Genomic DNA, 14,313 nt, shown 5'->3' with positions numbered 1-14,313 from the left:
CAACACATCAACTAGGCTCCTAGACTCTACGCCCTCAGGCTCCAAGCCTCATGCCCTTACCCATGAATCTTCAGGAATTTCTGAATCTGCGCTTTCTCGGCAACAATGTTGGGGCCTACCTGACGTGCGCCGGTATTCTCCTGTTTGGTTACGTCTTTAAAACGCTGCTTTCGCGGCTGTTATCGAAGCTGGTGTTCCGTTTTATTCGTAAACGGACGGAGGGTGTAACTGAGGCCCAATTTCAGGAGCTGCTTATTCGGCCGGTGTCTATCGTCGTCTTTTTCGTGACGATATACCTTGCCTTTCAGGTGCTTGACTACCCGGTGCGCAGCTCTGAGCTTACGCGCCACGAGCCCTGGCCGAAGGTGGCGCTGTTTCGCCTCTATCAAGTTGGCCTTATCACGGGCATGGCCTGGATAGCCTTACGGCTGGTAGATTTTATGGTGATGGTGTTTCAGCGCCGCGCCGAAACCAATGCCTCTCGCCTTAACAATCAATTGATTCCCTTCGCCAAGGACTTGTTGAAAGTTCTGGTACTTACTATGGCGTTTCTGGTGCTCCTGAGCCGAGTGTTTGGCGTTAATGTAACCGCGCTTATCGGGGGCCTGGGTATTGGAGGCTTGGCGGTGGCATTTGCCGCTAAAGAAAGCCTGGAAAACCTGATTGCCTCCTTCACTATCTTCCTCGACCGGCCCTTCGCCGTGGGCGACCTAGTAGAAGTTGGCGCCGTAACGGGCACGGTTGAGAAAGTAGGCTTCCGGAGCACCCGCCTACGCACCGCAGAGAAGAGCTATGTGACGGTGCCCAATAAGGCGATGATTGACAAGCCCCTGAATAACCTCTCCCTGCGTACTGCCCGACGCGTAAGCTTTACGCTGGCCCTGAGCCATACTACCACCAGTCAGCAGCTGCACCACATTGTGAAGGAAGGCAAACGCCTGCTGCAGGAGCACCCACTAGTGACAGCGGAGGTACAGATGCAGTTTTCGGCCCTCACCCCGGCCGCGAAGGAAGTAACCGTGCAGTATTTCGTGGAAACCACTAGCTACGACGAATACCTGCAGGTGAAGGAGGAGTTGAACTACTGCTTAGTGGAGGCTGTAGAACACGCCGGTGGCACTTTTGCCAGCATCAACAACACTGTAGTGCAGCTTAGCACTGGCGGCCGGTTTGATAGCCTCAACAGCGTTACTACGCCCGTGCTGTAGGCCAGTTTCTACCGAAACTTCGGTGATTTTATGGTCTGGCGGTGCTGAATAATTTCCACCTCTTTATCCTGCGGGTAGTCTACCTGAAAGCTAAACCGCAGACGTTGGCTGGCTCCCGCTGCAAGCGGCAAAATCCAGGTGAGCTTACCGGTGCGTTCATCAAGCTGTGCTCCGCTAATTTCCAAGACTTTTACTTCAATTTCCTTCTCGCTTGAAACAGGCACCTGATCTACCAGGCGCAGCCGTACTGTTTCAGGGTGGCGGTTGCGGACGTTGAGCTCATAGGTCAGGCGGACGCGACGTTTACCACTAAGGCCTGCTTTCCCGCTGAAATCTTCCAGCTTAGTTCGGCCAACTACCAGCAGATCATCATGGCCTAGAGCTACTTCCAATGAATCGTTGTAGGCCCGGCTGTTCAACTCAGTAGTGCCTACATACCCCCCCTGGTGATATACGTCCGCTTCTTCGGGTAGATGTAATCCCTCCCAGCCCGTTACTTTGGCTTGTAACACTACTTCCTCTGACACCTTCGGCACCGCTAAGTATTCTGGCCGGGCACTCAGGCGCAAAGCGGGCAGGACTATTTCTCGGCGGCCTCCTACTGCCAGCGTTATAGGCTCCGGAACCTCATACCGGGTACCCTGAGAAACTTCAGCGGGGCTGCCTTTGGCGGTTCCCTTCACCACAAACTGGTCAATTCTACCTTCCCCAATATGGTCGCCACCGTTAAAATCTAACTGCCAGGGCTCTAGCGCCGGGCGAGTTACATCATCCGCCAGCGCTTGCCTGGCAATTGTAACACGTACTGCCTGCCAGGCTAAACCTGACTGGTTACGCAGAATACCATTGGAAATAAACTGTATTTCCCGGCCGCTATCGTTAGCTCTGATATCTAGCCGTGGCTGCCACGGGAAACGGGTATTTACATAATAGCGCAGCGTTAGAGGCACCGTTACGGCTCGCCCTGCCCGCACCAGCAGCACAATCCGGCCATCCGAAATTGTACCTGCCGCTCGCGGACGCAGTTCTTTTACCTGCCCTTGCAACTGCGTTTGTTGCGCTAGGAGTTGAGTCGTTTCTAGATGAATGGCTGCAAGACGGGTGCGCATGAGCGTAGCTCCTTTCTGCACCTCGGCACTCCAATTAGCCTGAGTACCCGCGGCCACTATCCGGTTTGCTTGTAAGAAAGCCTTCTCTTCCTCTAATCCCTTTAACTCTGCCTCCACTTTCTGGAGGCCCGTTTCCGCACGTGCAAGGCTATCGGCTGCCGTTCGGATGCCAACTACGGCTGGCAATCCGTCATTATCACTAATAGCTACTAGCTCAGCTGCATCACCCAGCTGTACCTCAAGCGTCTCTTGTTTGATCTTAGTAGATAGGTTTTCTACTACTAGCTTGCTAGTTCCCGCAGGCAGTGCTACACGAGTCTGATGCTCTAAAGCGGCCCCATTCAGGTAAACTGTTACGGCCGTGAGTGGTGGCCGGGTAGTGGTGAACACCGGAGCTTGAGCAAATACTTTATTACCTAAAAAAGTAAATAATACCAATCCTAATAACTGTGCTTTCATTCTGAATTTCTCTGAATAGATCAGCTTCAAAGCTACAGCAAATGGTCTTATTTTAAATAAAGAAGTCGGTACCCTTACAGAGCACCGACTTCTTTTTATCTTATTATTGCGTGTAAACAAGTGGCCTAGCGGCCGCCGAACAGGCCGCCTAGTAGGCCACCCATGCCGCTGCCCATTAGCCCGCCACCGCCTGCACTACGCGGTGCCGAGTTAGGTTGCCCACCCAGGCCACCTAAAATAGACATCAGTGAACCGAGGCCGCCGCTGCCCACGTGTGAACCTTGCTGCGGGTAGTTACCGTAGCCGGCTTGGCTCTGACCGCCACCCATCAGGCCGCCTAAGAGGCCACCACCGAGCAAACCGCCCAGTAGGCCACCCATGCCGCTTTGAGCTGCGCCCCCGAGCAACCCGCCCATGCTGCCGCCCATCATACCGCCGCCCATGCCGCCGCGGCCACCGGCCACCCGAGATAGTACCATGGGCGCAACAATACCCAACAAGCCCGCCATCAGGGCTCCCTTCGGAATACCCACGTTGCTGAGCTTGTCAGTAATGCCACTCAGGAAGCCTTGCTTACCTGGGTCATTGGGGTCGTGGGGCACCGTGGCGGCTTGGTCTACTACTTGCTCCAGCGCCTGAGTTTGCTGCTGGTTGATGCCCAGATAAGATGAAATTTTATTCACCATTTCCTCCTCCGTGTTGGAATAGGCACCATCGGCGCGGGCAAAGCTGATGAGGTCGGTGACGAGCGAAAAACGCAGGTCGCTGGAACGCAGTGTATCCAGGTTCTGCTTAATGGTTTCATTGGTAGAGTCTTTAGCGGCGGCTATAACCTGTTGGGTAGCGCCCCCGATAAACCCGCTTGGTGAGCCAGCTGCTGCAGAAACTCTACCTCGGCGGCAGATGCTTCACGGTCAGCAGAGGCCAAACTAGCAATAACGCTTAAGTAGGCCGCTTTTTCTTGATCAGAGTAGTTTTGCAGAAGTTGAGTATCAGCCATGAGGGAGGTAGCGTAGTGGGGTGGAAGAATATGAGGTGCTTAACGCCAAGTAAGAGGCTTAGGTTAAGCCTTGCCGCTGTTGGGGAGGCTGCTGGCACCAACCTGCGCTTATACGGCTTAAACCGCCAGGGTTACCTACTATGAATTTCAGTGGCTGATGATTTTTTTCTGATCCGCAAACCAGCTGTTTAGTAGGGTTTTGCTGCAGCACGAGGCTGTATAGGAAATTTTTCTTGCAGAATCTTCTGGCTAAGAGTTGCGCAATAAAAATCGACCTGCCATATTTGCCATCCCAAACGGGACACGCCCACGGGAGATTAGCTCAGCTGGTTCAGAGCATCTGCCTTACAAGCAGAGGGTCACTGGTTCGAACCCAGTATCTCCCACTTTTTTTTACAGTACGCACACCCCACGGGAGATTAGCTCAGCTGGTTCAGAGCATCTGCCTTACAAGCAGAGGGTCACTGGTTCGAACCCAGTATCTCCCACACAAAAAGGACAGTCGGAAACGGCTGTCCTTTTTTCGTTTTGTCATATTGGCAAGCCGCGTGTTATTGAGACTTCTTTGCGCCCAAGGCAAACCGCAGCCGCACCCAGGTAACCAGGGGAAATAACAGCAGCGCGGGCTCGGCGAAGAACCGCCACCGGAAACCCACAAAAAATACCAGGCTCAGCAGCCATACGGCCACCAGCGGCGTGAGCAGTAAGGCATCGCGCGACTCAAACCGCAGGCCCTTGTAGTGGAAAAGCGTGAGACCTAGTGCCACGAAGAAAGCCAGGTGTACTACCGCCGTGAAGGGGCTCCAGGGGGTCCGGATGGCATCAGCAATGAAGTTCTCGGGCGAGAAGAACAGGACCGTTTTACGCCACCACAACTGAACTTCCTCAGCGGGGTGCTCTGCCACCCACTGCCGGGCTAATCGGGCGCGGGCCCGGCTTTCCTCATACTGATCAAGGGAATCAAGTTGTGGCACATTAGCTCGCACGTACTGGTCGAAGGGGCCTTTGCGGTCATCCCAATCGAACATAAACCTTCCCTGCGTAACGGAGTTGTGACCTTGCAGCAATTCAAACCCGGCTTGGTTGCTCAGCGTCCAGGCACCAAACTGGTGGTGGTTTTTCAGCAGAGTAGGAACGTGGGCTACTACCAGTGCCAGCAATAGGCCTAGGCTCAGTCCCCAGGCCATGCGCCGGGCATGGTATTCTTGGCGGCGCATTATCAGCACCAGAAATACCGCAAACAGTATTGCGTATACGGCCAGCAAGTACCCCCGCAGCAGGCAGGAGAGCACTACCGCAGCTACAATGAGTAGCGCATTAGGCCACTGCAGGGGCCGCCCGGCGTACAGGCGCAACAGTTTGTATACCACTACTATCAGCAGGGGCAGCGCAAGATTTTCAAACCACCAGAAGCCCCCTACATAGTACACCACCCCCGGCGACAGGGCCCACAGCCCGGCCCCCAGCCAGCTAAGTCCCTGCCCGGCGCCGAAGTGGCCTAGAGTGCGCTGCACATACAGCGCCCCCAGCAGGTAGCAGCCCGCAGCTGCCAAGTACACCAAAAACGTGAGGTAGTGCCGTGGCAGGCCCGCTTTGCTCCAGCCGATGTACACAAACACGGGAAAGCTGGCGTGGAATGAATCTGGCCGCACTTGCTTGCGCTCAGGGTCGCGGCTGACGTAGCCGCGGCCCTCCAGGTAGTTATCGGCAATACGGGCGTTGCGGCGCTCATCGTAGTTCATCTCCAGGCCGGGGTTCAGGTGCAGATTCAGCAGCAGCCGGATGCCTACGAGTAACACGGCCACCGGCCAAACAAAACGAGGAATGGTACGGAGCACGACCCTAAGCAAGTGGTTTGGAAATGAATTGCCGAATTTAGCCGCCTAATCTGGAAAACTTTCGGCTTTAGCCTTCCTGCCGCGTCTCCCTTATGCCCTCTCTAGAACCTATCACCTCTGGTACCCGCCCGCCCGCCTTGCTGCGCCGTGGGTGGGTTGGAGGCTTTTTTGGGCTTTTACTGTTGCTAGGCCTAGGCCTATACCGCGACTATGGCGTGGGCTGGGATGAGCAGATTGACCGCCTCAACGGGATCATCAATGCCAAGTACGTGGCTATGCAGCTGGCTCCGGAACTGGCCAAGCGGCAGCCCACCTTCGCCGAAATACCCGACTTATACGGCAGCCAGGACACTGACCACGGGGTGTTTTATCAACTGCCGCTCGTAATATTAGAGAAAGTAGCGCACGTAGAAGACTCCCGCGACGTGTACTTGCTGCGCCACCTGGTTATCTGGCTTACCTGCGCGGCAGGCACCTGGGTAGTGTACCGTTTGGGAGCGTGGCGCTTTGGCAGCTGGCACTGGGGGCTGCTCACGGCGGCACTGCTCGTACTCTCGCCCCGCCTGTTTGCGGAGTCCTTCTACAATTACAAAGACCCCGTGTTTATGGGGTTCTTTGCGCTGGGTATATACACCTTGGTGCGGTGGCTGCGGCACCCTACCTGGCAGCGCGCCTTGCTACATGCATTGGCCACCGGAGCTGCCACCGATGTACGCACCATGGGTGTGCTGCTACTCCCCCTCACACTGGGGTTTGGAGCCCTGGAGCTCTGGCAGCGCCCCCTCGTGCGGCGCCAGCTTCTGCTCTCCGGTGTACTATACTTGCCGTTCACGGCTCTGGTGGTAGTGGTAGGGTGGCCCTACCTCTGGGAAAACCCCATAGGCCACTTTTTAGAGGTCTTTCAGAGCTTTAGCCGCTACCGCACCGATATGCTGACGGTGTATTTGGGCCAGGAGATTTCGGTGCGGCAGTTGCCTTGGCACTATGTGCCGGTCTGGCTGCTCGTCACCACCCCACCAGCTTACTCCGTATTGTTCGTGCTGGGCCTTGCCAGTGTAGCGTGGGCCGCTGCCCAGCGCCCATTGCTGTGGATGAGCACCACTACGGGCCGCCTAGATCTGCTGCTGGTGGCGTGGTGCCTCGGGCCGGTGTTGGCCATTATTGTTTTGAATTCTGTGATTTACGATGGGTGGCGGCACCTGTACTTCATTTACCCGGCCTTTCTGCTGCTGGCTGTGCGCGCCTTGCATATGCTCTGGCACAGGTGGCGGGCGGCGGGCAGCCCTACCGGGCGTATGGCGGGCTGGGTTAGCCTAGGCCTGTTTATCTTAAGCCTGAGCAGTGTGGCCTACCGCATGGTGCAAGACCATCCGTACCAGAATATGTACTTCAGCCTGCCAGGCACGGCGGCCGGGCGCTGGTTTGAGCGCGACTACTGGGCTCTGTCTGGCCGGGAAGGTGTTGAGTGGATTCTGACTCATGACCCTGCCCCTCAGGTAGCAGTAGGCACCGATGCCCGCAGCCGGCTGGTGTTGCACAATGCGCAGCTGCTGCTGCCGCCGGCTGAACGGGCCCGCCTACGTATGGTGCCGCCCGACCAGGCCACTTATTTTTTAACCACTTACCGGTGGCACCCGGGGCCCTACAACGCTTATGGCCTGCCCATTTATGAGCGTCAGGTAAACGGCATCCCTATCTTATCCATCTTTCGGCTTCGTTAAGTATATGATATCAGATTGGTTATCGGCTACTTCCAGCGTCGGCCGGCGCTGGGTAGTAGGCACCTTCTTTGGGCTGCTGGTCTTGCTAGGCCTGGCCTTGCACCGCGACTATGGCGTATCGTGGGATGAGCCCACCGACCACCTGAACGGGCTGGTGAACGTGAAATACATGGCGGAGCTTGTTGCCCCCGAGAAAGTGCGGCAGGAGCCCTCTGCCCACCTGATTCCTCCACTGAAAGGCTACCGCGACAACGACCACGGCGTTATTTTCGAGATTCCGGTGGCGGTGCTGAGCTACATCTTCACCCGCCATGATTCTCAGGCATTCTACTACCTGCGGCACCTGCTAATCTTCGGGACGTTTCTGCTGGCCGTGTGGGGCACGTATACGGTAGGCCGTATACGCTTTGCTGACTGGCGCCTGGGGTTGCTGGCAGCCGCTGTACTCGTGCTTTCCCCCCGGATATTCGCGGAGGCCTTCTTCAATGGCAAGGACATCATGTTCATGGGTCTCTTCGCCCTGGGCATGGCCACATTGGCACGCCTGCAGGAGCGCCCCTCCACCTGGCGGGCCGTGCAGCATGGCTTGGTCATTGGTCTGGCTATTGATGCCCGCATTCTGGGCAGCCTGCTGATTCCGTTTACGGTGGTGCTCATGCTGCTTGACTGGCCCCGGCTACCTGCACCTGAGCGCCCCCGGCGGTTTGGCCTGCTGGCTATTACCCTAGGGGCAGCGGTGCTCATGACGATAGTAGGCTGGCCTTACCTCTGGGAAAACCCGGCGGGCAATTTCCTGGCGGCCTTCCGCAACATGAGCCACTACCCCTGGACTTTCACTAACTTCTACCTGGGCCAGTACTACAAAGCCCTGGATATTCCGTGGCACTACGCCCCCGTCTGGATCATCGTAACCACGCCTATTCCGTATGTACTAGCCGCCCTGGTAGGCCTGCTAGCAGTAGCCGCTCACTTTGCGCGCGCAGGCTGGCGCGGTCTGCAAACGCAGGCGCTGTCTCTTGATTTGCTGGTAGCTGGCTGGCTGCTAGGCCCGTTGCTGCTGATTATTGCCCTGCATTCGGCCCTGTATGATACATGGCGGCATGTGTACTTTGTGTATCCGGCGCTGGTGTTGCTGGCCGTGCGCGGGGCCGTGGCCCTGGCTGCTGTGGCCCAGCAACGGTGGCGGTGGGCGGTAGTATCAGTGGCCGTGCTGGCTGGCCTCGAAACGGTTCACACTGCCATCCGGATGGTACGCCTGCACCCCTATGAGCACCTGTATTTCAGCTTTCTCTCGGCACCAGCCGCTGAGGCACTCTTTGAACGCGACTATTGGGGCCTAACCTTCCGGCATGGCCTGGAATGGATGCTTCAACATCAGCCTCAGGGCCCCATTCGGGTGTACGTCCGGTGGCCCTGGTACAACCCGCTTTACAACAACAGCCTCATGCTGAAGCCTGAGCAGAGCCAGCGAATTAAGTACGTGCCTCTGGCTGAGGCCGAGTATTTCATGACGGCTTACCGCTGGCATCCGCAAACCTACGCCGATAGCATGGGCACCGAGATTCACACGCTTCGCACCGAGGGCATTAAGGTCTTATCCATCTTCCGTTTACCTGCCAAATAAGCGGCGCATTGCCCCCGAACGCCTTTCTTTGCGGCGTACCCGTGCCGCGGTTTCCCTCGCTTCCCTCTCTTTATGGCCTTACTCGAAGTCACGACGCCCGAATTACGCCGCCAGTTTCTCGACTTGCCGGCGCGCATTTACCAGAATCACCCCACCTGGATTTCGCCCCTCGACCATGAAATTGAGGCTGTCTTTGACCCCAAACGCAACCAAAACTTTGCCCACGGCGAAGCTATCCGCTGGGTTTTGACTACTACCACTGGTGAAGTTATTGGGCGCGTAGCAGCCTTTATCAACCACCAAACTCCCCAAACTGACCCTACCCTACCAGTTGGTGGTCTAGGCTTTTTTGAGTGCATTGATGACCAGGCAGCTGCTAACCAGCTCTTTGATGCCGCCCAGCAGTGGCTCAGCCAGCGTGGTTTAGCCGCCATGGACGGCCCCATTAACTTTGGGGAGCGAGACCGGTTCTGGGGCCTGCTGGTATCGGGCTTCACGGAGCCCAACTACGGTATGTTCTACCACCCGCCGTATTATCAGGAGCTTTTTGAGAACTATGGCTTTCAGGTATTTTTCAAGCAGTACACCTGCTACCGTGAGGTGGCCATGCAGCTGCACCCTAGCTTCAGCCGCGCCTTCGATACCTACGCGCAGCAGTACCCCACCTTCCGGTTTCAGCACGGCAGCAAGCGTGATGCCGAGAAGCTGGCCCGCGATTTTCACCACGTATATAACCTGGCCTGGGCCAACCACAGCGGCGTAAACCCCATGCCCCTGGAGAAAGCCCGGGAGCTAGTGAAGGAAATGAAGCCGGTGTTGGATGAGCGCCTGCTCTGGTTTGCCTACCATCACGATGAGCCCATTGCGTTCTTCGTGAGCCTGCCAGAGCTCAACCAGATTTTCAAGCATGTGGGCCGCAACTTCAACCTATGGGGCAAGCTGCGTTTCCTTTGGGAAAAGCGCAAGTACATGCAGCGCCCTGATAAAAAGCTCTTTGGCGTTATCTTTGGGGTAGTGCCCGAGTGGCAAGGCAAGGGCATTGAGTCGGCGATGATGGTGCACGCCCGCGCCGAGTTTATGCGCTCTGGCTACACTGAAATTGAGATGAACTGGATCGGGGACTTCAACCCGCGCATGCTGGCCCTTACCCGCTCTATCGGTGCCCGCATCTACAAAACCCACGTCACGTATCGCTTCCTCTTTGACCGCACCCGCCCCTTCGAGCGCAGCCCTATCATCCGGTGAGTTAGTGGCTTACTGAAATGGTAAGTTTGCCGCTCAACTGGCCTAGACGGCGCTGCTGGCACGTATCGCGCAAGCCGAACGGCAAACTTACCATTCCGCTAAAGCACCACCTCACTGCGCGTATGTTTCGTGGAGCTTTAGCACTTGCGGGATGAGCAGGTGGGCGTCGTCGTTGTACACCACATGATTTGCGCGCTGCATCTTCTCTTCCTCACTCATCTGCTTACCGATGATGTTCTGAATATCGTCGGGGGTGCGGTGCGGGTCACGGGTCAGAATACGGGCCTGCCGTACTTCCACGGGCGCAAACACTGTAATAATTTCGTCTAGCTGCTGGTAGGCGCCCGACTCATACAGGAGCGCCGCTTCTTTCAGAATATAGCGGTGGCCTTCGGCCTGGCGAGCGGCAGCCCACTGAGCGAAATCACGCCCTACGGCAGGGTGTACCAACGCATTCAAGCGGCCCAGCTGACCGGGGTCAGCAAAAACTACCCGAGCCAGATAGGTGCGGTTGAGGTGGCCTAGGTCATCAAACGTATCGGGGCCGAAAGCCGCACGTAGTTCGTCGCGCAGTTGGTCATCGTTGGTCATTACCCACTTAGCCCGCGTATCAGAATCGTATACTGGGGCCCCCAGCGTGGCGAACAGCCGACATACAACGCTTTTACCCGAGCCTATTCCGCCCGTAATCCCAATTTTCAGCATATCTGTAGTTCGGAGTGGAAGGCTACGTGGAGCACCTGTGCGGCTGGTTGCTCCTTTGAACAAGTTAGGCCAGTGCTCCCCGGCTCAGGTCCAGCAGCTTACCTTTTAACCGTCACGCGCACGCCCGGCGTGAGCACCTGCCCGCCCCGGGCCGCCGCGGGCCGCTGTGACAGGAACGGCCGGAGGCTGGAGTCGGCGTTAATAAATTGGCCGTAGTGCAACTGCACCTGCACATCGGCCGCGCTCAAGCGGGCGGTATCTTCCGGAAAGCACTGCAGCTGCACCTGCACTAGGGCGGGGCTCAGTTGATACGTGCGGCCTTCGGGCGCATCCATCAGCTCGGGTACCACCTGCAGGGGCACCGTTACCAGGGGGCGGTGTTGCAACCGCACCCGCACATCCTGCACGTTGGGCTCTACCAGTTCAGGGCCACCAATGGGCACCCGAATATCACCGGTGGTACTGCCGGCCGGCGCCTGGGGCAAGTGCACCGGATAGGGGTTAGGCAGGCTATTTACTTTACCGGCCGGCCCCCGAAACAACACCGTCTTCGGACTGAAGCTGGCGTCATAGGGCAAGGCTGAGCCATCGGTAGCGGGGCTCAGGGCCAAGGGCAGCCGGCGGCTCACCAAGCGGTCAAACTCTATCCAGAGGGTATCAGTAAGCAGGTAGTTAAACTGTAGCCCTTCCATGGCCTGCTGCAAAGCCGGGCGTAGGTTGCGCGCCGTAACGTAGCGGGTGCTGGGTAAGGCCGGCAGAATCAATTCTGCTGGCTTTACTTCCAGCGGCAGACTGCGGCGCAGTAGCTTCCAGCCGCGGCCGGTTACGTTCACGGCTACCTCCATGGGCAGGGGCCGCACGGGTACAAACTGCGCCTCGTTGTAGCGCCATGCTACTGGGTAGGTAATACGGGTAGTGTAGGTTTTGTTGAGAGCATTCAGTACCCAAAACGTGCTGGCCGCCAAAAAGCACGCCACTACTGCCCGCCAATAGCTCCGCTCCTGCCCCACAAAGGGACTCAGGAACCAGCGCAGCATTCGGAAAGGGCGGGCAGGTGGCATCTGGTAGCTAGTCGTTAGGTAGTAGTGGTGGGCGCAGTGGCAGCCCCCAACGATTTGCTGGCGGCTTCGCGGGCAATGGCTGTACGGTCAAACTTCAGCCGCACCCCTTTGTCTACTTCCACAATCACCGATTCTTCGTTTACCTCCAGCACCTTGCCGTGTAGGCCACCAATGGTTACTACGTTGCTGCCCTTCACAATGGACGCCCGAAATTTCTTGGCATCGGCCGAGCGCTTCTGCTGGGGCCGGATCATGAAGAAATATACCACCACGGCAATAGCAATGGGGAACAACAGAGAAGTCAGGCCCTCACTTGAGGCGCCGGCTTGCAGAAGAAGAGTTGAAAACATGCTGTAAAGTAAAAAGAAGCGGTGTGTAGCCGCCTATAAACGAAAACAAAAACGCCTGCCGTTTCGGGTGGCACAGAGATTCTACGGTTAGCGGGAGCCTGTTACAGCCCCAGTTGCTCTACCGCAAAGTTTCTCTACGCTACCCAAAACGGCAGGCGTACTTCTAGGCCACTACTGGCGTACGGGGCCGGCGGCGCCGTCAGAAAGTACGTTGGCTTTGATAACTACTTTGGTAATGTTGGGCTGCGTGTTAGCCTGAATGGCTACCTCTTTGTTCTGGATGCCCATTTTGCCGTGGCTGTCAAACTGCACATCAATGGTGCCTTTAGCGCCGGGCGCAATGGGCTCCTTGGTCCAGTTAGGCGTGGTGCAGCCGCACGAAGCCGTAGCATTCTCAATTAGCAGCGGCGACTTGCCCGTGTTAGTAAACTCAAACGTGTGCTTCACCACCGAGCCGGGCTGAATGTCACCGAAGTCGTGCTCAGACACGGCGAAGGTCATTACGGGGGCGTTGGGGTTAGGAGCAGCCGTTTCGTTGGTTACGTTCGGGTTGTCAACCACGGGGTTGGCGGCGGCCTCGTTGGCGGCGGCATTCATGCCGGTTGCGCCTACTTCACCAGCCTTCTCATTGTTGCAGGCTCCCAGCAGCAAGGCGCTGGAAAGCAGGAAAGCAGAAAACAGATTGCGTTTCATATGTAGAAAGGAAAGGCAGTTAGTCGCCTTCGGATGGATAAAGATACTAAGCAGTTACCAGTTGTGAGTTACCTGTTGCCGGCTGCCCACTGATGACGTAGCTCCTATCTGGCAACGCACAGCGGGTACCTGGCTATTTATCGAGGTTGTCGATGATGGCCTGCGCAAACTCGGTGGTAGAGGCTTTGCCGCCCAGGTCGCCGGTGCATTTGTCCTTGTCTTGCAGGGTCAGTTCCAGGGCCTTCTCCAGGCGGTCGGCCTGCTTGTGCTCTCCAATGTGGTGCAGCATCATCAGCGCCGAGCGCAGCAGCGCTGTGGGGTTGGCTTTACCCTGGCCAGCAATATCAGGAGCCGAGCCGTGTACTGCCTCAAAAATGGCCATGTCGTCGCCGATGTTAGCGCCCGACACTACTCCTAGGCCACCTACCAGGCCCGCGCACAGGTCGGAGAGAATGTCACCGAACAGGTTGGTGGTTACGACCACATCAAACTGCTCAGGCTTGTTTACCAGCTGCATGCACATGTTGTCGATGATCTTATCCTCGAAAACAATGTGCGGGAATTCGTTGGAAGCCTCTTTGCAGGCGTTGATCATGATGGTGCCGGCCATCTTCAGGATGTTGGCCTTGTGGGCCAGTGTTACCTTCTTGCGGCCGTGCTTCGAAGCGTAAGCGAAAGCCGCGCGGCAAATTTTGCGGGCGCCTTCTACCGTGATGCGGGCAATAGAGTCAGAAATACCCAAGCGCTCATCAAACACCTCCAGGCCTGAGTACAGGCCCTCGGTGTTCTCGCGGAACAGCACCAGGTCAATACCGGTGTAGCGGCTCTGAATGCCCTCGGTGGTTTTAGCCGGACGTACATTCTGGTAGAGGTCGTACTTCTGGCGCAGCGTGATGTTGATGGAACGGAAACCCTTCCCCACGGGTGTTGTGATGGGGCCTTTCAGCGCCACCCGGGTTTTCTCCAGCGAGTCCAGCAGCGTCTGCGGAATCAGCTCGCCCGACTGGTCAAACGTGGTTTGGCCGGCGTTCTGCTCTTCCCACTGCACTGGCACCTGCGCCGCCGCGAAAATATCCGTTACTGCTTTCGTGATTTCGGGGCCAATGCCGTCGCCGGGGATAAGGGTGATGAGGTGCATTCTATCTGATTTACTGATTGTTTGATGTTGTTAGCCCTAGGCCACTGGCCTAGCAGCCTGCCACCATATGGCGGTAGGCCTGTTTGCTGCAAAGGTACCAAAGCCTGGGTGTGCTGAAAATGAAAATGTGCCGATGCGCCCATGATTTAGCATCATTAGCAC

General features: G+C 56.9%; 13 protein-coding genes, 2 tRNA genes and 1 pseudogene. 6 read left to right on the top strand and 10 right to left on the bottom strand.

Annotation, left to right across the window (positions count from 1 at the left end; genetic code table 11):
• Positions 1-62 precede the first annotated feature (62 nt).
• On the top strand, positions 63-1,208 hold the full coding sequence (locus tag HMJ29_RS08055) for a mechanosensitive ion channel family protein (RefSeq protein ID WP_171590989.1): 1,146 nt from the start codon (positions 63-65) through the stop codon (positions 1,206-1,208).
• A gap of 8 nt (positions 1,209-1,216) precedes the next feature.
• Here the strand turns inward: HMJ29_RS08055 and HMJ29_RS08050 are convergent, their stop codons facing one another.
• The 4 genes and pseudogenes from HMJ29_RS08050 to HMJ29_RS08040 all read right to left on the bottom strand — a co-directional run bounded on the left by HMJ29_RS08050 (position 1,217) and on the right by HMJ29_RS08040 (position 3,776).
• Positions 1,217-2,707, bottom strand: coding sequence for a DUF4139 domain-containing protein (locus tag HMJ29_RS08050; protein WP_171590988.1), 1,491 nt, complete (start codon positions 2,705-2,707; stop codon positions 1,217-1,219).
• A gap of 194 nt (positions 2,708-2,901) precedes the next feature.
• A complete protein-coding gene (locus tag HMJ29_RS20330; RefSeq protein ID WP_253805671.1) occupies positions 2,902-3,462 on the bottom strand; it encodes a hypothetical protein in 561 nt (186 codons plus the stop codon).
• Between the two features lie 3 nt (positions 3,463-3,465).
• Positions 3,466-3,552 (bottom strand): annotated as a pseudogene (locus HMJ29_RS20680) (TerB family tellurite resistance protein); the annotation flags it as partial.
• Between the two features lie 50 nt (positions 3,553-3,602).
• Positions 3,603-3,776, bottom strand: coding sequence for a hypothetical protein (locus HMJ29_RS08040; RefSeq protein ID WP_171590987.1), 174 nt, complete (start codon positions 3,774-3,776; stop codon positions 3,603-3,605).
• 311 nt (positions 3,777-4,087) lie between these two features.
• Between HMJ29_RS08040 and HMJ29_RS08035 the strand changes: the two genes are divergently transcribed.
• Both HMJ29_RS08035 and HMJ29_RS08030 read left to right on the top strand, forming a co-directional pair.
• Positions 4,088-4,162: transfer RNA gene (locus tag HMJ29_RS08035), tRNA-Val, on the top strand.
• Between the two features lie 27 nt (positions 4,163-4,189).
• Positions 4,190-4,264, top strand: a tRNA-Val gene (locus tag HMJ29_RS08030).
• A gap of 63 nt (positions 4,265-4,327) precedes the next feature.
• Here HMJ29_RS08030 and HMJ29_RS08025 read toward each other — a convergent pair.
• Positions 4,328-5,614, bottom strand: coding sequence for a hypothetical protein (locus HMJ29_RS08025; protein WP_171590986.1), 1,287 nt, complete (start codon positions 5,612-5,614; stop codon positions 4,328-4,330).
• A 92-nt stretch (positions 5,615-5,706) separates the two neighbouring features.
• Between HMJ29_RS08025 and HMJ29_RS08020 the strand changes: the two genes are divergently transcribed.
• The 3 genes from HMJ29_RS08020 to HMJ29_RS08010 all read left to right on the top strand — a co-directional run bounded on the left by HMJ29_RS08020 (position 5,707) and on the right by HMJ29_RS08010 (position 10,204).
• Entirely contained in the window at positions 5,707-7,335 is a 1,629-nt protein-coding gene (locus HMJ29_RS08020) for an ArnT family glycosyltransferase (RefSeq protein ID WP_171590985.1), read from the top strand.
• Positions 7,336-7,339: 4 nt separating this feature from the next.
• Entirely contained in the window at positions 7,340-8,959 is a 1,620-nt protein-coding gene (locus tag HMJ29_RS08015) for an ArnT family glycosyltransferase (protein WP_171590984.1), read from the top strand.
• A gap of 72 nt (positions 8,960-9,031) precedes the next feature.
• Positions 9,032-10,204 carry a GNAT family N-acetyltransferase gene (locus HMJ29_RS08010; protein WP_171590983.1) on the top strand — a complete coding sequence of 391 codons (1,173 nt, stop codon included), beginning with the start codon at positions 9,032-9,034 and terminating at the stop codon, positions 10,202-10,204.
• A gap of 111 nt (positions 10,205-10,315) precedes the next feature.
• Here the strand turns inward: HMJ29_RS08010 and coaE are convergent, their stop codons facing one another.
• From coaE to HMJ29_RS07985, 5 genes are all read right to left on the bottom strand, one after another.
• A complete protein-coding gene (gene coaE / locus HMJ29_RS08005) occupies positions 10,316-10,909 on the bottom strand; it encodes a dephospho-CoA kinase (RefSeq protein WP_171590982.1) in 594 nt (197 codons plus the stop codon).
• 98 nt (positions 10,910-11,007) lie between these two features.
• Complete coding sequence (locus HMJ29_RS08000; protein WP_171590981.1) at positions 11,008-11,970, bottom strand: YbbR-like domain-containing protein; 963 nt, start codon at positions 11,968-11,970, stop codon at positions 11,008-11,010.
• Between the two features lie 14 nt (positions 11,971-11,984).
• Positions 11,985-12,320, bottom strand: coding sequence for a preprotein translocase subunit YajC (yajC, locus tag HMJ29_RS07995; protein ID WP_171590980.1), 336 nt, complete (start codon positions 12,318-12,320; stop codon positions 11,985-11,987).
• 171 nt (positions 12,321-12,491) lie between these two features.
• Positions 12,492-13,013, bottom strand: a complete 522-nt coding sequence (locus HMJ29_RS07990) for a DUF1573 domain-containing protein (protein WP_171590979.1) — start codon at positions 13,011-13,013, stop codon at positions 12,492-12,494.
• Between the two features lie 133 nt (positions 13,014-13,146).
• Positions 13,147-14,151 (bottom strand): isocitrate/isopropylmalate dehydrogenase family protein, encoded by a 1,005-nt coding sequence (locus HMJ29_RS07985; RefSeq protein WP_171590978.1) that lies wholly within the window; start codon positions 14,149-14,151, stop codon positions 13,147-13,149.
• Between the last annotated feature and the right edge of the window lie 162 nt (positions 14,152-14,313).

Origin of the sequence: Hymenobacter taeanensis (assembly GCF_013137895.1) — a bacterium.
Lineage (GTDB): Bacteria > Bacteroidota > Bacteroidia > Cytophagales > Hymenobacteraceae > Hymenobacter > Hymenobacter taeanensis.
This window is presented reverse-complemented; position numbering and strand designations above follow the sequence as displayed.